17 protein-coding genes and 2 tRNA genes are annotated in these 17,788 nt (G+C 69.7%); 13 read left to right on the plus strand and 6 right to left on the minus strand.

Annotation, left to right across the window (positions count from 1 at the left end):
* Positions 1-543: 543 nt before the first annotated feature.
* From dnaN to AC07EG_RS19740, 9 genes are all read left to right on the plus strand, one after another.
* Positions 544-1,677, plus strand: coding sequence for a DNA polymerase III subunit beta (dnaN, locus tag AC07EG_RS19700; protein ID WP_478254557.1), 1,134 nt, complete (start codon positions 544-546; stop codon positions 1,675-1,677).
* Between the two features lie 32 nt (positions 1,678-1,709).
* A complete protein-coding gene (gene gnd, locus AC07EG_RS19705) occupies positions 1,710-2,600 on the plus strand; it encodes a phosphogluconate dehydrogenase (NAD(+)-dependent, decarboxylating) (protein WP_478254558.1) in 891 nt (296 codons plus the stop codon).
* A 10-nt stretch (positions 2,601-2,610) separates the two neighbouring features.
* Positions 2,611-3,768, plus strand: a complete 1,158-nt coding sequence (gene recF, locus AC07EG_RS19710) for a DNA replication/repair protein RecF (RefSeq protein WP_478254559.1) — start codon at positions 2,611-2,613, stop codon at positions 3,766-3,768.
* Positions 3,769-3,869: 101 nt separating this feature from the next.
* Positions 3,870-4,505, plus strand: coding sequence for a DciA family protein (locus tag AC07EG_RS19715; protein ID WP_478254560.1), 636 nt, complete (start codon positions 3,870-3,872; stop codon positions 4,503-4,505).
* A 199-nt stretch (positions 4,506-4,704) separates the two neighbouring features.
* Positions 4,705-6,672 carry a DNA topoisomerase (ATP-hydrolyzing) subunit B gene (gene gyrB / locus AC07EG_RS19720; protein WP_478254561.1) on the plus strand — a complete coding sequence of 656 codons (1,968 nt, stop codon included), beginning with the start codon at positions 4,705-4,707 and terminating at the stop codon, positions 6,670-6,672.
* Positions 6,673-6,710: 38 nt separating this feature from the next.
* Positions 6,711-9,221, plus strand: a complete 2,511-nt coding sequence (gene gyrA / locus AC07EG_RS19725) for a DNA gyrase subunit A (RefSeq protein ID WP_478254562.1) — start codon at positions 6,711-6,713, stop codon at positions 9,219-9,221.
* 31 nt (positions 9,222-9,252) lie between these two features.
* The gene (locus AC07EG_RS19730) at positions 9,253-10,095 is read left to right on the plus strand and encodes a DUF3566 domain-containing protein (protein WP_478254563.1); all 843 of its coding nucleotides are present in this window, start codon (positions 9,253-9,255) and stop codon (positions 10,093-10,095) included.
* 50 nt (positions 10,096-10,145) lie between these two features.
* Positions 10,146-10,219, plus strand: a tRNA-Ile gene (locus AC07EG_RS19735).
* A gap of 109 nt (positions 10,220-10,328) precedes the next feature.
* Positions 10,329-10,829, plus strand: coding sequence for a hemerythrin domain-containing protein (locus AC07EG_RS19740; protein ID WP_478254564.1), 501 nt, complete (start codon positions 10,329-10,331; stop codon positions 10,827-10,829).
* A 52-nt stretch (positions 10,830-10,881) separates the two neighbouring features.
* Here the strand turns inward: AC07EG_RS19740 and mbp1 are convergent, their stop codons facing one another.
* Entirely contained in the window at positions 10,882-11,115 is a 234-nt protein-coding gene (gene mbp1 / locus AC07EG_RS19745; RefSeq protein WP_478254565.1) for a microaggregate-binding protein 1, read from the minus strand.
* A gap of 127 nt (positions 11,116-11,242) precedes the next feature.
* On the opposite strand from mbp1, the gene AC07EG_RS19750 reads away from it, so the two are divergent.
* Both AC07EG_RS19750 and AC07EG_RS19755 read left to right on the plus strand, forming a co-directional pair.
* Entirely contained in the window at positions 11,243-11,428 is a 186-nt protein-coding gene (locus AC07EG_RS19750) for a DLW-39 family protein (protein WP_478254566.1), read from the plus strand.
* Positions 11,429-11,465: 37 nt separating this feature from the next.
* A tRNA-Ala gene (locus tag AC07EG_RS19755) sits at positions 11,466-11,538 on the plus strand.
* Between the two features lie 90 nt (positions 11,539-11,628).
* On the opposite strand, the gene AC07EG_RS19760 is transcribed toward AC07EG_RS19755, so the two are convergent.
* A complete protein-coding gene (locus AC07EG_RS19760; RefSeq protein ID WP_478254567.1) occupies positions 11,629-12,807 on the minus strand; it encodes an FUSC family protein in 1,179 nt (392 codons plus the stop codon).
* 58 nt (positions 12,808-12,865) lie between these two features.
* On the minus strand, positions 12,866-13,924 hold the full coding sequence (locus tag AC07EG_RS19765) for a serine hydrolase domain-containing protein (RefSeq protein WP_478254568.1): 1,059 nt from the start codon (positions 13,922-13,924) through the stop codon (positions 12,866-12,868).
* 61 nt (positions 13,925-13,985) lie between these two features.
* Between AC07EG_RS19765 and AC07EG_RS19770 the strand changes: the two genes are divergently transcribed.
* Entirely contained in the window at positions 13,986-14,759 is a 774-nt protein-coding gene (locus AC07EG_RS19770) for a sporulation protein (RefSeq protein WP_478254569.1), read from the plus strand.
* Here AC07EG_RS19770 and AC07EG_RS19775 read toward each other — a convergent pair.
* Entirely contained in the window at positions 14,756-15,706 is a 951-nt protein-coding gene (locus tag AC07EG_RS19775; RefSeq protein WP_478254570.1) for a pyridoxal-phosphate dependent enzyme, read from the minus strand. The genes AC07EG_RS19770 and AC07EG_RS19775 overlap by 4 nt on opposite strands.
* Positions 15,706-16,344, minus strand: a complete 639-nt coding sequence (locus AC07EG_RS19780) for a helix-turn-helix transcriptional regulator (protein ID WP_478254571.1) — start codon at positions 16,342-16,344, stop codon at positions 15,706-15,708. The genes AC07EG_RS19775 and AC07EG_RS19780 overlap by 1 nt, the downstream gene beginning before the upstream one ends.
* A gap of 111 nt (positions 16,345-16,455) precedes the next feature.
* Here AC07EG_RS19780 and AC07EG_RS19785 point away from each other — a divergent pair, with 111 nt between their 5' ends.
* Positions 16,456-16,899 carry a DUF4262 domain-containing protein gene (locus AC07EG_RS19785; RefSeq protein WP_478254572.1) on the plus strand — a complete coding sequence of 148 codons (444 nt, stop codon included), beginning with the start codon at positions 16,456-16,458 and terminating at the stop codon, positions 16,897-16,899.
* Here AC07EG_RS19785 and AC07EG_RS19790 read toward each other — a convergent pair.
* Positions 16,893-17,750 (minus strand): hypothetical protein, encoded by an 858-nt coding sequence (locus tag AC07EG_RS19790; protein WP_478254573.1) that lies wholly within the window; start codon positions 17,748-17,750, stop codon positions 16,893-16,895. The genes AC07EG_RS19785 and AC07EG_RS19790 overlap by 7 nt on opposite strands.
* Positions 17,751-17,788: the final 38 nt, after the last annotated feature.

A 17,788-nucleotide genomic window follows, 5' to 3' on the forward strand; every position in this document is an offset into this window, starting at 1 on the left:
TGCGTCACGGGTTTCGCGCCCGCCGCCGGTGCACTGCCTGGGTACAAATCAGCGCACAGGTGGGGACAGCTGTGTGGACAACTGTGGATAGGTGTGGACGGAACTTGTGCACAGGCCGAGTTGTCCACCGGCGGCCGAAGCTGTCCACCGATCCGCTCCACCGGTGTCCACAGGCCGCCGCGCCGTGCACGCTGGGAAGACAGGCGCTGTCCACACAATCCACACCCCTTATTACTGTTACTGGAAATTCTTCTTCTTGGAGAACAAACCAAAAACAGGGGCGGGGCGAATCTGGGGACAAGTCGCGCGCTGGAGTCGCTTGATCGGTTTGTCGACAGGGTGGGCCGGATGACGCGGAGGCGGGTCACGCTCTAACGTGAGTACCCACACCAGGTCCGCCTGGCGGCGCTCGCCGCCGTCACCCGGGCCGCACACCACGCTGGCGAGGTCTCCGCGTACCGCCCCTCGATCCGGGCGCACGCCAGAGGCGTTTGTCGATCTTCTCGGGCCGGAGGGGCCCGGCTACCGCGAAAGGATGAGCGCATGAAGATCCGCGTCGAGCGCGACGGGCTGGCGGACGCCGTCGCCTGGGTGGCGAGAAGCCTGCCGTCGCGGCCCCCCGTGCCGGTGCTGGGCGGAGTCCTCCTCGAAGCCTCCGACACCGCCGAAAGCGACGCGCTCACCGTTTCCGGGTTCGACTACGAGGTCTCGGCCACCGTGGGCGTACCGGCGACCATCGCCGACGGCGGGCGCATGCTCGTCTCCGGCCGCCTGCTCGCCGACATCACCAAGGCGCTGCCCGCGCAGCCGGTGGAGATCTCCGTCGACGGCGCCCGCGCGTCCATCACCTGCGGCAACGCCCGGTTCAGCCTGCCGACCATGCCGGTCGAGGACTACCCGCAGCTGCCGTCCCAGCCCGCCTTCGCCGGTGAACTGGCCGGTGAGGTCTTCGGCCAGGCGGTGGCCCAGGTCGCCGTCGCCTCCGGCAAGGACGACACGCTGCCGATGCTGACCGGCATGCGGCTGGAGATCTCCGGTGACACGGTCACCCTGGTCGCCACCGACCGCTTCCGGCTGGCCATGCGCGAGTTCACCTGGAAGCCCGCCGAGGGCCTCGCCGACGCCGCGGTCCTGGTGCCCGCCCGCACGCTGGCCGAGGCCGCGAAGTCGATGGGGGCCAGCGGCGCCACGGTGAAGCTCGCGCTCGCCAGCGGCGAGGGCCTGCTCGGCCTGTCCGGCTCCGGCCGGTACGCGACCACCCGCCTGCTCGACGCCGAGTTCCCGCCGTACCGCCAGCTGCTGCCCGCGAGCCACACCTCACGCGCGGTGATCGGCGTCGGCGCGCTCGCCGAAGCGATCAAGCGCGTGTCACTGGTCGCCGAGCGTGGTACCCAGGTGCGGCTCGAGTTCTCGGAGGGGCTGCTGCGGCTGTCCGCCGGGGGCGACGACGAAGGCAGCGCCGAAGAGGAGTTGCCGGTTGACTACGAGGGGGAGGCGGTGACGATCGCCTTCAACCCGGGTTACCTGGTCGACGGGCTCGGTGCGCTGCACGCCGACCGCGCCGAGCTGACCTTCACCACGCCGAACCGCCCCGCGCTGATCAAGCCGGCGGACGAGGAGGGCAACGTGGTGCCCGGGTACCTCTACCTGCTGATGCCGGTCCGGCTGCCGGGCTGACGTCGGCCACGAACGGGAGTAAGGGGAGATTCATGGTGCAGATGGGGCTGGTCGGGCTCGGCAAGATGGGCTTCAACATGCGCGAGCGGCTGCGGGCCGCCGGGCACGAGGTCGTCGGCTACGACCGCAACGCCGAGGTCAGCGACACGGCTTCGCTCGAAGAGCTGGTCTCGAAGCTGGCCGCGCCGCGCATCGTCTGGGTGATGGTGCCGGCGGGTGAGCCGACCCGCGAGACCGTGGTGGCGTTCAGCAACCTGCTCGACGAGGGCGACATCCTCATCGACGGCGGCAACTCCAAGTTCACCGACGACAAGCTCAACGCCGAACTGCTCGCCGCGAAGGGCGTCGGGTACCTCGACGTCGGCGTCTCCGGCGGGGTGTGGGGCAAGGAGAACGGCTACGGCCTGATGGTCGGTGGCGCCGCCGCCGACGTCGAGCGCGCGATGCCGCTGTTCGACGCCCTCCGCCCGGAGGGCCCGCGTGAGGAGGGCTTCTCGCACGCGGGCTCGATCGGGGCCGGTCACTACGCGAAGATGGTGCACAACGGCATCGAGTACGGCCTGATGCAGGCGTTCGCCGAGGGCTTCGAGCTGCTCGAGGCCTCGCACGTGGTCGAGGACGTGCCGTCGGTGATCAAGGGCTGGCAGCGCGGCACCGTGGTCCGGTCCTGGCTGCTCGACCTGCTGGTCCGCGCCCTGGACGAGGACCCGGAGCTGGACGACCTCGAGGGTTACGTCGAGGACTCCGGCGAAGGCCGGTGGACCCTGGAAGAGGCGATCAACAACGCCGTGCCGGCGCCGGTCATCTCGGCCGCGTTGTTCGCCCGGTTCGCCTCGCGCCAGGAGCACTCCTCCGCGATGCGCGCGGTGGCCGCGCTGCGCCAGCAGTTCGGCGGCCACGCGGTGAAGAAGGCCGGCGGCTGAGCCGAGCGCGGTGTACCTCCGTCATCTGCAGGTCACGGACTTCCGCTCCTGGGAGCACGCCGACCTGCCGCTCGAACCGGGCCCGACCGTGCTGGTCGGGCAGAACGGGCGTGGCAAGACGAACCTGATCGAGGCGATCGGGTACGCCGCCACGCTCGGCTCGCACCGGGTCGCCACCGACGCGCCGCTGGTCCGCCACGGCCAGGAGCGCGCGCTGGTGCGGGTGGCCGTGGTCAACGAGGACCGCGAGCTGACCGTGGAACTGGAGATCACCCCCGGCCGGGCGAACCGCGCCAGGGTGAACCGGGGCGCGGTGGGCAAGCCGCGGGACGTGCTCGGCATCCTCCGCACGGTGCTGTTCTGCCCGGAGGACCTGGCGCTGGTGCGCGGCGACCCCGGCGAACGCCGGAAGTTCCTCGACGAACTGCTGGTCCAGCGCGCGCCCCGGTACGCCGGGGTGCGCGCGGACTACGAGCGGATCCTGCGCCAGCGCAACGCGCTGCTCAAGACCACCGGCAAGAAGCGGGGCAGTGCCAGGGCGGACCCGTACGCGCTGAGCACGCTGGACGTCTGGGACAACCACCTGGCCGCGGCCGGGGCGCAGCTGCTCGCCGGGCGGCTCGACCTGGTCGCGGACCTGGCCCCGCACACCTCGGCCGCCTACCGGGGGGTGGCCCCGGACTCGCGGCCCGCGCTGATCTCCTACCGGTCGAGCCTGGGCGGAGCGCTGCCGTCCGGGTACGGCGTTCCCGCAGGTGAGCGGGCGGACATCGGCAAGCTGACCGAGATACTGGTGACCGCGCTCGGCGAGTCGCGGCCGCAGGAGCTCGAACGCGGGGTAAGTCTGGTCGGACCACACCGGGACGAGCTGGACCTCGTGCTCGGTGAGGCACCGGCGAAGGGCTACGCCAGCCACGGCGAGTCCTGGTCGTTCGCGCTGGCGCTGCGGCTCGGCTCCTACGAGCTGCTGCGGGCCGAGGCGGGCGAGCCGGTGCTACTGCTCGACGACGTCTTCGCCGAACTGGACCGGCGGCGCCGTGCGCGCCTGGCCGAGGTCGCGGCCGCCGCCGAGCAGGTGCTGGTGACCGCGGCGGTGGCGGAGGACGTGCCCGAGGAGCTGACCGGGCGGCGCTTCGCCGTCACGGAGGGAGAGGTGCGGCTTGCCTGACCGGGTGCGAGCCGAGTTCGATCCGGCGACCCCGGGTGACCGCGACGGCAGCGGTTGCCCACCCATCTGGGGACAAACCTGTGGATAGTGTGGATAACACCGTGAATCAGTTATCGCCGCGTGTGACCAAGCGGCCGAATGGGCGGTCCACGGCCTCGCAGTCGGCCGAAGCGGCGGCTTCCACTACGCGAAGTGACGAACTCGCTGCGCCGAACGGGAACGGTGATCCACAGCCTCAGTCCGGCCGGGACCTGGCCAGGGCGGCCCTGGAGGCCGCGCGCGCGAAGGCGCAGTCCCGCAAGACCCCGCTCGGCAAGCGCCCGGTCACCGGCTCGCGCCAGGACCCGCGCCGCCGCCGGTGGTCCGGGCCGGGGGCGGACTCCCGCGATCCGCAGCCGCTCGGCCGGATCGCGTCCCGGATCGCGGTGGAACGCGGGTGGAACGGCAGGCTCGCCTCCGGGCAGGTGTTCGGCCACTGGGCCAGGCTGGTCGGCGAGGAGGTGGCCGAGCACGCGCAGCCGGTGGCGCTGAAGGACGGCGAGCTGACCGTGCGCGCCAGCTCCACCGCCTGGGCCACCCAGCTGCGCCTGCTGCAGGGCCAGCTGATCGGCAAGATCGCCGCCGGGGTGGGGAACGGCGTGGTCAAGCGCATGCGGATCCAGGGGCCGACCGCGCCGAGCTGGCGAAAGGGACCACGGCACGTCTCCGGCCGCGGCCCGCGTGACACATACGGGTGAGAGAGGCTTGACGCGGGGCTGACTCATTGCCCCGAGAGCGCGCGGAGCCGTGCTGAACCATTAGCCGAGTCGACCCGAGCCGAGTTCGTGGCTCTGTGACGAAATCAGAGGTGTCCTTGCCGCATGTGAGCGGACGTGGCCAAGTACCATGTCAGTAGCGGGATGACCGCGCTGCTCGAGACGAGGAGAAAACACGCCGGTGACAGCGAAGAAGAACGACTACAACGCATCGTCCATCACCGTGCTCGAGGGTCTTGAAGCGGTCCGCAAGCGCCCCGGCATGTACATCGGCTCGACCGGTGAACGCGGCCTGCACCACCTGGTCCAGGAAGTCGTGGACAACTCCGTCGACGAGGCGATGGCGGGCTACGCGACCAAGGTCGAGGTCATCCTACTGGCCGACGGCGGGGTCCGGGTGATCGACGACGGCCGCGGCATCCCGGTGGAGATGCACCCCAAGGAGCAGAAGCCCACCGTCGAGGTCGTGCTCACCGTGCTGCACGCCGGCGGCAAGTTCGACAGCGACTCCTACGCGGTCTCCGGTGGTCTGCACGGCGTCGGCGTCTCCGTGGTGAACGCGCTGTCCACCGCGCTGGACGTGGAGATCCACCTCGGCGGCAAGATCTGGACGCAGCACTACGACAAGTCGGTGCCCGGGCCGCTGATCGAGGCGGGGGAGACCGACCGCACCGGCACCACGGTCACCTTCTGGGCCGACCCGGACATCTTCGAGACCACCACCTACAACGCCGAGACCATCGCCAGGCGGCTGCAGGAGATGGCCTTCCTGAACAAGGGCCTCACGCTGAGCCTGCGCGACGAGCGCGTGGCCGAGGAGGACACCGAGGAGGACGCCTCCGGCCAGCAGGCCAGGGTCAAGGAGCGCGTCTACTGCTACCCGGGCGGGCTCGAGGACTTCGTCAAGCACATCAACGGCAGCAAGGACCCGATCCACGGCAGCGTCATCTCCTTCGACGCCAAGGGCGACGGCCTCGAGGTCGAGGTCGCGATGCAGTGGAACACCGGCTTCACGCCGTCGGTCTACACCTTCGCCAACACGATCAACACGCACGAGGGCGGCACCCACGAAGAGGGCTTCCGCGCCGCGCTGACCCGCATCGTCAACGCCTACGCGCGCGACAAGAAGCTGCTCAAGGAGAAGGACAGCAACCTCACCGGTGACGACGTGCGCGAGGGCCTCGCCGCGATCGTCTCGGTGAAGCTGGCCGAACCGCAGTTCGAGGGGCAGACCAAGACCAAGCTGGGCAACAGCGAGGCGAAGTCCTTCGTCCAGTCGAAGACCAACGAGTGGCTGGCCGACTGGTTCGAGCGCAACCCGGCCGAGGCCAAGACCATCATCAACAAGTCCATCTCCAGCGCCCAGGCGCGGATGGCCGCGCGCAAGGCGCGGGACCTGGTCCGCCGCAAGGGCGCGCTGGAGATCGGCGGCCTGCCGGGCAAGCTGAAGGACTGCCGCTCCACCAACCCGGAGGAGTGCGAGCTCTACATCGTCGAGGGCGACTCGGCGGGCGGCTCGGCCAAGGAGGGCCGGGACTCGATGTACCAGGCGATCCTGCCGATCCGCGGCAAGATCATCAACGTGGAGAAGGCCCGGATCGACCGGGTGCTGAAGAACACCGAGGTCCAGTCGCTGATCACCGCGCTGGGCACCGGCATCCACGACGAGTTCGACCTCGCCAAGCTGCGCTACCACAAGATCGTGCTGATGGCCGACGCCGACGTCGACGGCCAGCACATCACCACGCTGCTGCTCACCCTGCTGTTCCGCTTCATGCGGCCGCTGATCGAGCACGGGCACGTCTTCCTCTCGCGGCCGCCGCTGTACAAGATCAAGTGGCCGCGGCAGGAGCCGGAGTACGCCTACTCCGACCGCGAGCGCGACGGCCTGATCGCCGAGGGCGTGGCCGCGGGCAAGAAGCTCCCCAAGGACGACGCCATCCAGCGCTACAAGGGTCTCGGCGAGATGAACGCCGAGGAGCTGTGGGAGACCACGATGGACCCGGCCAACCGGCTGCTCGGCCAGGTCACCCTGGACGACGCGGCCACCGCCGACGAGCTGTTCTCGGTCCTGATGGGCGAGGACGTGGAGGCCCGCCGCTCGTTCATCACCCGCAACGCCAAGGACGTCCGCTTCCTCGACGTGTAGTCCCGCCACGGACTCTTCCTGAACCATAGAAGGACCAGATGACGGAAACCTTGCCGCCGGAGAACGACCGCGTCGAACCGGTCGACATCCAGCAGGAGATGCAGCGCTCCTACATCGACTACGCGATGAGCGTGATCGTGTCGCGGGCGCTGCCGGACGTGCGTGACGGGTTGAAGCCGGTGGCCCGCCGGATCCTGTACTCGATGTACGACTCCGGGTTCCGGCCCGAGCGCGGGTACAACAAGTGCTCGCGCGTGGTCGGCGACGTGATGGGCAACTACCACCCGCACGGTGACTCGGCGATCTACGACGCGCTGGTCCGCCTCGCGCAGCCGTGGTCGATGCGCAACCCGCTGATCGACGGCCAGGGCAACTTCGGCTCCTCGGGCAACGACCCGGCCGCCGCCATGCGGTACACCGAGGCCCGCCTCGCGCCGCTGGCGATGGAGATGCTCCGCGACATCGACGAGGACACCGTCGACTTCTCGGACAACTACGACGGCCGCACCCAGGAACCGGACGTGCTGCCGTCGCGGTTCCCGAACTTGCTGGTCAACGGCGGTTCCGGCATCGCGGTCGGGATGGCGACGAACATCCCGCCGCACAACCTGCGCGAGGTCGCCGACGGGGTGATCTGGGCGCTGGAGCACCCGGACGCCTCCGAGGACGAACTGCTCGCCGCGCTGCTGCAGCGGATCAAGGGGCCGGACTTCCCGACCAAGGGCCTGATCCTCGGCCACGCCGGCATCGAGGACGCCTACCGCACCGGCCGCGGTTCGGTCCGCATGCGCGCGGTGGTCGAGGTCGAAGAGGACGCCAAGGGCCGCACCATCCTGGTGGTCACCGAGCTGCCGTACCAGGTCAACCCGGACAACCTGGTGGAGAACATCGCCAACCTGGTCCGGGACGGCAAGCTCACCGGCATCGCGGACATCGCCGACGAGTCCAACAGCCGCCGCGGCATGCGCATCGTGGTCACGCTGAAGCGGGACGCGGTGGCGAAGGTGGTGCTGAACAACCTCTACAAGCACACCCAGCTGCAGTACAACTTCGGCGTCAACATGCTGGCGCTGGTCGACGGCGTGCCGCGCACGCTGCGGCTGGACCAGATCATCCGGCACTACGTCAAGCACCAGGTCGAAGTCATCGTCCGCCGGACCCGGTTCCGGCTGCGCAAGGCCGAGGAACGCGCCCACATCCTGCGCGGCCTGGTCAAGGCGCTGGACATGCTCGACGAGGTGATCGCGTTGATCCGCCGGTCGCCGTCGGCCGACGAGGCGCGGACCGGGCTGATCCAGCTGCTCGACGTGGACGAGGTCCAGGCCACCGCCATCCTGGACATGCAGCTGCGCCGGCTGGCCGCGCTGGAACGCCAGAAGATCGTCGACGAACTGGCCAGGATCGAGGCCGAGATCGCCGACCTGAAGGACATCCTGGACCGGCCGGAGCGCCAGCGGCAGATCATCTCCGACGAGCTGACCGAGATCGTCGGCAAGCACGGCGACGACCGGCGCACCCAGATCATCCCGTTCGACGGCGAGGTCTCCATCGAGGACCTGATCGCGGTCGAGGACGTGGTGGTCACCATCACCAGGACCGGGTACGCCAAGCGGACCAAGACCGACCTGTACCGCTCGCAGCGGCGCGGCGGCAAGGGCGTGCAGGGCGCCACGCTCAAGCAGGACGACATCGTCCAGCACTTCTTCGTCTGCTCCACGCACGACTGGATCCTGTTCTTCACGAACAAGGGCCGCGTCTACCGCGCGAAGGCGTACGACCTGCCCGAGGCCAACCGCAACGCCCGCGGTCAGCACGTGGCGAACCTGCTGGCGTTCCAGCCGGACGAGCAGATCGCCAGCGTGATCCAGATCAAGGACTACCAGGTCGCGCCGTACCTGGTGCTGGCGACGCGACGGGGCCTGGTCAAGAAGACCAAGCTGGCCGACTTCGACTCGAACCGCTCCGGCGGGCTGATCGGGGTCAACCTGCGCGAGGGCGACGAGCTGGTCGGCGCGGTGCTGGTCTCGGCCGAGGACGACCTGCTGCTGGTCTCCTCGGACGGCCAGTCCATCCGCTTCCACGCCACCGACGAGGCGCTGCGGCCGATGGGCCGCGCCACCTCCGGTGTGCTGGGCATGCGGTTCAACGACGGCGACGAGCTGCTCGGCATCAACGTGGTCACCGCGGACAAGTTCCTGCTGGTCGCCACGGACGGCGGGTACGCCAAGCGCACGCCGATCGAGGACTACCCGATCCAGGGCCGCGGCGGCAAGGGCGTTCTGACCATCCAGCACGACCAGCGCCGTGGCAGGCTGGTGGCGGCGCTCATCGTCGATGCCGACGACGAGCTGTACGCCATCACCTCGAGCGGGGGGGTCATCCGCACCCCGGCGGAGCAGGTGCGCAAGGCCGGTCGGCAGACCAAGGGCGTGCGGCTGATGAACCTCGGCGAAGGCACTACGCTGCTCGCCGTCGCGCGCAACGCGGACGAGCCGTCAGACGTCAACGGTGCAGCCGGAGTAGACGACACGCAGGAGCCACAGGATTAGTGGTTCCGGATTCGGTAAGGACTGACGCTTCGTGACACCACCCGAGAAGCCCGAGACCCACGGATCGAACGGTACGGCGGGGCCGGCGACGCCGCCGTGGCAGCGCGTGGCGAAGGAGGAGGGCAACGGTTCGGCCCCGGCCGCCCCGGAGCCCGCCACCACGCCCGCGGTGCCTCCCACCTCAGCCGCGGCTCCGGCTTCGAACCCGGTTCCGGCTTCAGCCCCGGTTTCGGCTTCGGCCGCGGCTCCGGCGTCGGCTCCGGCTTCGGCGGAGTCCGGCAGCGAGGCGACGGTCCAGGAGAAGTGGCCGGTGGCGGCGGAGCCACCCCAGCCCGCCGCCGCGCCCCCGCCGGTGCAGTACGACCACAACCCCTCCAGCGGTGAGCAGCCGCTGGCCAGCGGCTCGGCGACCTCCCGGCTGTTCGGCGGCGACAGCGCCCCGGCCAGGGAATCGGGTGGCTCCGGCAAGCGGCCCACGACGACCGCCCTGCGCCGCCCCGGCCGCGGCCCGCGGCGGGCGAGCCTGCAGATCAAGCGGTTCGACCCGTGGTCGGTGCTGAAGCTGTCGCTGGTGCTCGGCGTGGCCATGTTCTTCGTCTGGCTGGTCGCGGTCGGCGTGCTCTACACCGTGCTCGACGGCATGGGCGTGTGGGAGAAGCTGAACGGCACCTACACCTCCCTGGTCCAGGGCGAGGGGACCGCCACCGCGGCGGAACCGCTGATCAGCGCCGGTCGCGTGTTCGGCATCGCGGCCATCATCGGCGCGATCAACATCGTGCTGCTGTCGGCGCTGGCCACGGTCAGCGCGTTCATCTACAACGTCTCCGCCGACCTCGCCGGGGGCCTGGAGGTGACCCTCTCGGAACGGGAGTGACCCCGTGAACGGAGCGGGGAAGGCGTCGGGTAAGCTTCTCCTCGTTCTCAGGGCTCATAGCTCAGGCGGTTAGAGCGCTTCGCTGATAACGAAGAGGTCCCAGGTTCAAGTCCTGGTGGGCCCACCCTCGGAACAACCCCCGTCACCTGATGGCGGGGGTTGTTTCGTTTCCGGGCCGGCGGGGCACTTCCTGGCGTAGCTGACCACCACCGGCTTCCCCATGGAGGACTCCGATGTCCGATGACGTCGTCGAACTGATCCTGAACGACCACCGCAGGTTCGAAGAGCTGCTGCGCGGCCTGCGGGACTCGTCCTCCGACCGGGCCAAGCTGCGTGACGAGCTGTCGCAGTTGCTCGTGGCGCACGGCGAGGCCGAGGAGCGCGAGGTCTACCCGCAGCTGGAGAAGAAGGCCTCCGACGACGAGGACGTCGAGCACAGCGAAGAGGAGCACGCCGAGATCAACAAGGCGCTGCTGGAGTTCCTGGAGGTCGAAGACCTCAACGGGGACGACTACGACGAGAAGCTCGAAGAACTCGCCGAGAAGCTCAACCACCACGTCAACGAGGAGGAGCAGACCCTGCTCAACGACGCGCGTGAAGAGGTGCCCGCGGACGAGCGGGCGAAGCTGGGGGCGGCGTTCCTGGTGGCCAGGGACACCCTGCTGAAGACCAACTGCGGTCGCCTCGAGAACGTGCGGCTGGTCGTGGAGAAGACCAAGGACCGGATCGACTGAGGTTCCACGTGGAACAAGGGCGGGGTGCGCACCCCGCCCCTTGTTCATCCCGTCACTGTTCGGCGCGCTGCCTGGCCTCGTCGATCTTGGCCTTCTCCTTGGCCCGGCGCAGCTCGTCCTCCTTGTCGGCGACCTCCTGCTGCGACTGGCCCTTGTCCTGCTGGGCCTGGCCTTCGCGCTGCAGGTCGTCGTTGCCGAGGAAAGTGCCCGCGGTCTCCTTGACCTTGCCCTTGACGTCTTCGACGGCTCCCTTGACGCCTTCCTGCTGTTCGTCCCGGTGAGTCATCTCGTCCCTCCTGTCGGCAAACGTGGCCACCCCTCGGCTACCCGGTCGTGGACCGCGCAAACGGGGCACCGCCGAGTGCAGTAGCATCGACCGGGCAAGCGGATTTGTTCGTGGAGAGGGGCCCAGGGTGAAGAAGCTGTTGGCGCTCGCGGTTGTCGCGGCCGGCGTTCTTTTTGTCGTCAAGCGCAACAAGGACGCGAAGGCCGAAGCCGACCTCTGGCGCGAGGCCACCGCCCCGACCGGCAAGCCGCTCGGTGCCGTGTCGAACAACGGCAGCGCCCCGGCCAAGGCCTCGGACGCCGCGAACAACTGAACTTCCGACGCGAGCGGCCGGTGAGGCCGCCCGCTCCGGGGCTGTAGCTCAATTGGTAGAGCACCGCCTTTGCAAGGCGGGGGTCAGGGGTTCGATTCCCCTCAGCTCCACGCGAGTGGTGTTCGCGTGGCCTTCGGCCACCCTCCCAGCACCCTTTCCCGTTGTGGGGGCCGAGCCCCCGGACTCCCACCGGGACTCCATCAGTCGGGCTTGGTTTGGTGTTGTAGGACGTCGCAGGTGTGCTGGGCTTCGTCCATGAGGCGGGTGGCTTCGGCGAGCAGGATGCCGTAGGGGTGCGAGGGGTCGCTGACCGGCAGGTCGCTGTTGGCGGCGTAGTCGTCCAGGCGCCGTTGTTGCTCTTGCGCGGCCTTGGTGGCGGAGCAGAGCCGAGAAGTCTGCTCGGGAAGCCGGTTTTCGTCGATTTCGGTCAGGGTGTGCATGACTTCGGCGATGGCGGCCAGGAAATCGCCGTAGTGGGCCAGGAACTCGTGCGGGTTCTCGTTGCCGTGCCACTGGTTCAGGCTGCGCGTCATCGAGCCGACCTGGTACGTCACGCGTTCCAGGGCGTCGATGACGGTCTGGTAACCGGTGAAACTGGTGTGGTGCGAATGACGGCGGAACAGCCGCCGCGGGTTCAGGTACACGCTTTCCTGGGCGGTCCGCACCGCGGACTGCGCCTGTGCCGTCAGCGGTCCGAGCCGGGTGGCGCGGTGACGCCAGTGGCTGGTGCGTTCCTCCTCCAGCAGTCCCTCGCGCAACGCGGGGTGCATGTCGCTGAGCAGGTCGCACAGGGAGTGCGCGAGCGTCTGGATGCCGTGTTCCGCGCTCCGGTACCGCATGGGCGGCAGGATCATCAGGTTCACCAGGACGCCGGTGCCGCAGCCGATGACCACCAGCAGCACGATCTGGCCCAGCTGCGTCAGCCGTTCGAGCCCGGTGCTCGCGGAAACGTAGGTGGAGAAGGCGAAAAACGCCGCCGTGACCACCTGTGAGCCCTGTGCACCGAGGGCGCGCCAGCGGCCGATCAGCATCGCGGCCACGGTCATCAGCACGAAGGTCACCAGCGCGGGCCCGGCGGCCAGGCCGAGCACCAGCTGCAGCGCCACCCCGGCGGACACCGCGCCGACGTACCGCAGCGCCTGCACGAACGACTGGTACACCGTCACCTGCATGATCAGCACCGCCGAAAACGGCGCGAACGCCGGCGACCGGGCGTGCATCAGGTCGTGCGCCACGACCCACGAGACCGTGGCGGCGAGCGCGCTCTTGCCGATCAACGCGAGCGTGTGCCGCTCGTGGCTGTCCGATCGAGCCCGCACGAACCACTGCCGAACGCGCGACGCCAGGTCCTGCCGCGCCACCGATGTCCGCTGCGCCATACCCCGCGACTACCCCGCCACGGAATCGATCAACCTGATCGTCCGGCGTGGCCTGCGGTCAGTCGAGGGATTGCAGGGCCAGGGCCCGGATCAGCGGGAAGTACCGCCGCCGCTGGTCCGGGGCGTGCGCCAGGAACACCACGCCGAGGTCCTCCACCGGGTCCGCCCACCAACAAGTGCCGCTAGCGCCCGGCCAGGTGAATTCGCCGGGGGAGCCCGCGGTCGGGCCCCCGGCGACGCCGCGCCGTACGGCGACGCCGAGGCCGAAGCCGTAGCCCGGTTCCATGCGTTGCAGCCACGACTCGTCGGTGCCCGGCGGCAACTGGTCGGTGGTCATGAACTCCCGCGTCTTCCGGTGCAGCAGATCGCCGTAACCCAGCAGCGCGCCGATGAACCGCAGGTAGTCCGGCGCCGTGCCGACCAGGCCGGCGCCGCCCGAGTCGAACCGCGCGCGGGACAGGTCCGGAATGGCCGACGGGTCGAGGGCACGCGCGAACCGGCTTTCGTCCGGCACGCCGAACCCGGTGTCGTGCATGCCAACCGGTTCGAAGACCTCTTCCCGCAAGTAGTCGCGCAGTCGACGGCCGGTGAGGCGTTCGATGATCTGCCCCACCAGATCGAGACCCCAGCCGTAGTGCCACACCCTCCCCGGCTGGTGCAGCAACGGCAGCGGCGCCAGCCGTTCGACGAACTCCGCGCCGGTGAACGAGGTCATCCCGTCGCCGACGGCCTCGGCGTACAACTCGTGCACCGGGCTCGAACCGAGCAGGCCCTCCACCATGCCGGAAGTGTGCCGCAGCAGGTCGAGCACCGTCGGCTGGCGCTCGGCCGGGGCGCCGTCGACCTGCCGGTCCGCCAGTGCGGGCAACAGTTCGCCGACCGGGGTGTCCAAAATGAGCAGTCCGCGTTCGTACAGCTTCAACGCGCCCGCGGTGACCACCGGCTTGGTCATCGACGCTAGCCAGAACAGGGTGTCCGTGGTCATCGGCGTGCGCGCGACCGGGTCGCGGTAGCCGAAGGCCTCCAGGTACACGGGTTCGCCCCCGCGCAGGATGCCGACCACGGCGCCGGGCAGGCGGCCCGCTTCGATCTCATCGTTCAGTACCCGAGCGATCACCCCGCCAGTACACCTGCCGCGAATCGTGGACAGCGAGCCGGGTTGTGGGAAGACTCGCGGCATGTTCAAGAAGCTGCTCGCCGCCGTCGGAGTGGGCGGGGCCGAGGTCGAGACCGAACTGTTCACCCCCGGGGTCCAACCGGGTGGGGTGATCGAAGGGGTGATCCGGCTGCGCGGCGGGGAAGTGCCGCAGGAGATCTCGGGCGTGCTGGTCGAATTCGTGACGCGCGTGGAGCACGAAGCCGACGACCGCGAGATCGACGTCCACCGCACCTTCGGGCGCACCGACGTCCGCCGCGGGGTGCCGCTCGCGCCACGCCAGACGATCGAGCTGCCGTTCCGGCTGCCCGCACCGCTGGAAATCCCGATCAACTTCTACGACTACCGGCAGCTGCCCGGCACCACCGTCGCCGTGCGCACCACGCTGGAGATCGCCGGTGCGCTCGACGCCACCGACAACGACCCGATCGGCGTCGGCGCGCTGCCCGCGCAGCACGTGCTGCTGGCCGCGGTGGAGAGCCTCGGTTTCCACCTGCACTCGGCGGACGTGGAAGCCGGGTACCTCCGCGGTACCCGGCAGACACTGCCGTTCTACCAGGAGATCGAGTTCCGCGGCTCGCCCCGGTACCCGCGGCTCAAGCAGCTCGAAGTCAGCTTCGTCGCCGGGCCGGACGGCATGGACGTGGTGCTCGAAGCGGACAAGAAGGCCGGGCTGCTCACCGGCGGCCGCGACCTGACCAACCTGCTGCGGGTGGACTACCGCGCGGTGGACCAGGCCGACTGGGCCGGTGAGCTGCACCGGGTGATCGAACCGATGGGCAGCGGCTGGCTCTAGCCGGTCAGCGCGGCGAACCGGGCGGCGGCGATGTTGCCGCCGGACAGGATGACACCGACGCGCTTGCCCGGCAGCCGCACCTGTTCGGCCAGCAGCGCCGCGACCGCCGCCGCCCCGCTCGGCTCGACGACGATCTTCAGGCGCTCGAAGAGGAAACGCATCGCGTCGACGATCTGCGCGTCGGTGACCGTGACGATCTCGCGCACGTGCTGCCGGTTGATCTCGAAGTTCAGCACGCCCGGCGACGGCAGCGCGAGGCCGTCGGCCACCGTCTGCGGCACCGGGATCACCACGCGTTCCCCCTTGGCCAGCGACTGCTTCTGGTCGTCACCGGCTTCGGGCTCGACGCCGATCAGGGTGAGTTCCGGCCGCAGCGCGCTCGCCACGGTGGCCGCGCCCGCCATCAGCCCGCCGCCGCCCATCGGCGCGACGAGCACGTCGAGTTCCGGGCACTCGTCGAGGAATTCCAGCGTCGCGGTGCCCTGACCGGCGATCACGTGCGGGTGGTCGAACGGCGGGATCAACGCGTAACCGTTGTCCTGGGCCAGTTCTTCGCACAGGGCGAACCGGTCCTCGGTGTAGCGGTCGAACCGGCGCACCTCGGCGCCGTAGCCGAGCACGGCATCCACTTTGGACACAGGGGCGTCGTGCGGCATCAGGATGGTGGCCTTGGTGCCGAGCAGCCGGGCCGCCAGCGCGACGGCCTGCGCGTGGTTGCCGGACGAGTGCGTGCACACGCCCGCGGCCAGTTGCGCCTCGCCGAGTTGCGCGATCGCGTTGTAGGCACCGCGGAACTTGAACGCGCCGACGCGCTGGAAGTTCTCCGCCTTGAGGTGGACTTCGGCGCCGGTGCGGGAGTCCAGCGTGCGCGAGGTGAGCACCGGTGTGCGGTTGGCCCGGCCGTCCAGCCTCGCGGCCGCGGCACGGACGTCGTCGATGGTGACCATCAGTTCTCCCCGGATTTCCGTATTTCGGTCAGGTAGCTGTACGCCGACGCGCGGGAGATGCCCAGCGCGGCAGCCACTTCGGGCATCGCCTTCTGCAACCCGAACACCCCGCGTTCGTCCAGTGCGCGGAACAGTTCGAGGCGTTCGGCGCGGGAGAGCCGGTCCACCGGGCGGCCGAGCTTGAGTTCCTCGGCCTGCACCACCGCGCGGATCAACTCGGTGACGTCGTTGGTGAAGGTGGTGGTGTCGTCGGGAATGGCGTCCAGCGCGGAAAGCTCGCCGAGCAGCACGGCGGTGTGCCGCAGTTCGGTGATGTCGACGTTGACGCAGAGCGCGCCGAACACCTCGCCGGCTTCGTCGCGCAGCAGCATGGTCGAGGACTTGACCAGCCTGCCGGTGGCCGTGCGCGTGACGTAGTTCAGCTGGTCCTCGGCGTTCTTGCCGCGGGCGAGCAGGCCGAGGCCGATCTCGCTCATCGCCCCGCCGACCGCGCGCTGGGTGACCCCGCCCGCGACCGCGACCACCGACGCGTCCCGCCTGCGGTAGTCGTGCAGCACCACCTCGCAGTTCGGGCCGAAGGTCGCGGCGAGCCCGTCGAGCACGGGGCGCAGGGCGTGGAGCACGGCGTCGGCAGTCACTTGGACAGTATGTACAGACGTTGGACTTTATGTCCAGTGAGTGCTCGAAAACTGTCGGTGGTGCGCGGTAGCATCGAACAAAAGTTCGAAGCCTGATTCCGGGGGTGCGTCTTGAACAACACCATTCTCGACGAGGACGACCGCACGTGGGAGTTCATCCGGATCTCCGGGTGGGCGGTCCGCTACGTGGACGGCTGGGCGGCCGAGGGCGCGCCGTTCGGCTACACCGTGGGCCTGAGCGAACTGGACCACCCCGAACTGCTGATGTTCGGCTTCGGCGCGGACAACACCGCGGTGATGCTGGACGAGCTGGCCGCGCGGGTGGTCGGCGGCGAGCGGCTGCGCGCGGGCCAGCTGGTCGCCTTCGACGAGCGCATCCACCGCGCCACGCTGGTGCCGGTGCCCGATTCGCGGCCGTACCTGGTCGACGCCAACCGCCTGTTCCGGTCGCCGGTGCCCGCGCTGCAGGTGGTCACCGACGATCGGCGCGGCTACTTCCCCTGGGAGGAGGGGTATTCCCTGCCGGTGGACCGGCAGCCGCTGCTCGGTCAGTAACCCCGCGGCGGCGGACCGTACCCGGGTTGCTGCGGCGGGTACGGCTGCTGCGGGTACTGCTGCGGCTGCCCGGGGTGCCCGGGATACTGCTGCCCGGGGTGCGGTGGCTGGCCAGGTTGCGGCTGCCCGGGATGCTGCGGCTGGCCCGGCTGCGGCTGCCCGGGGTGCTGCGGTTGCCCGGGATGTGGTTGGCCCGGTTGCGGCTGCCCGGGGTGCTGCGGTTGCCCGGGATGCGGTTGGCCCGGTTGCTGGCCGTAGGGCTGCTGCTGCGGGTACGGCTGCTGCGCGGGCTGTTGCGGCGGGTACTGCTGTTGCGGTGCCTGCCCGTAACCCGGTTGCTGCTGTTGCCACTGCAGTTGCTGGTACGCCTCCCCGGGCTGCGGGAAGACGAAGAACACCTTGGCCTTGATCGAACCCTGCACCGCGGCGCCCCAGACCTTGCTGCCGGTGAAGGTGTGCGTCTGCCCGCCGGACAGGTCGACCGCGACCATGCGGGTTTCGCCGCCGAACTGGTTGCCCGGTTTGGCGGTGGCCGCCTGCACGGCGTCCGGGTGGACGCGTTCGCCGACCAGTCCGGCGATCACCACCGAGGCGGCGGTCCAGCCGATGGTGCCGACCACGTTCGCACGGGCGTGCTGGGTGGCGTGCCCGGTGAAGTCGTACAGGGCGGCGGCGGTGACGTCCGCGAGCGGGGCGGCGACCACCGCGTAGTTCATCGTCGACATCATGATCGACTCGGTGAACAGGCCGAGCACGGCGTTGACCGGGCCGATCTGGATCTGCCGCAGCTGACCGCCGGACCGCTGCACGCGTTCCGCGACCACGCCGAGGTACTGGTCAGGGGTGAGCACCTGCTCATCCTGGCAGAGTCCGGCGGTTCTGGTTGACT

Source organism: Amycolatopsis sp. NPDC045836, from assembly GCF_056431745.1.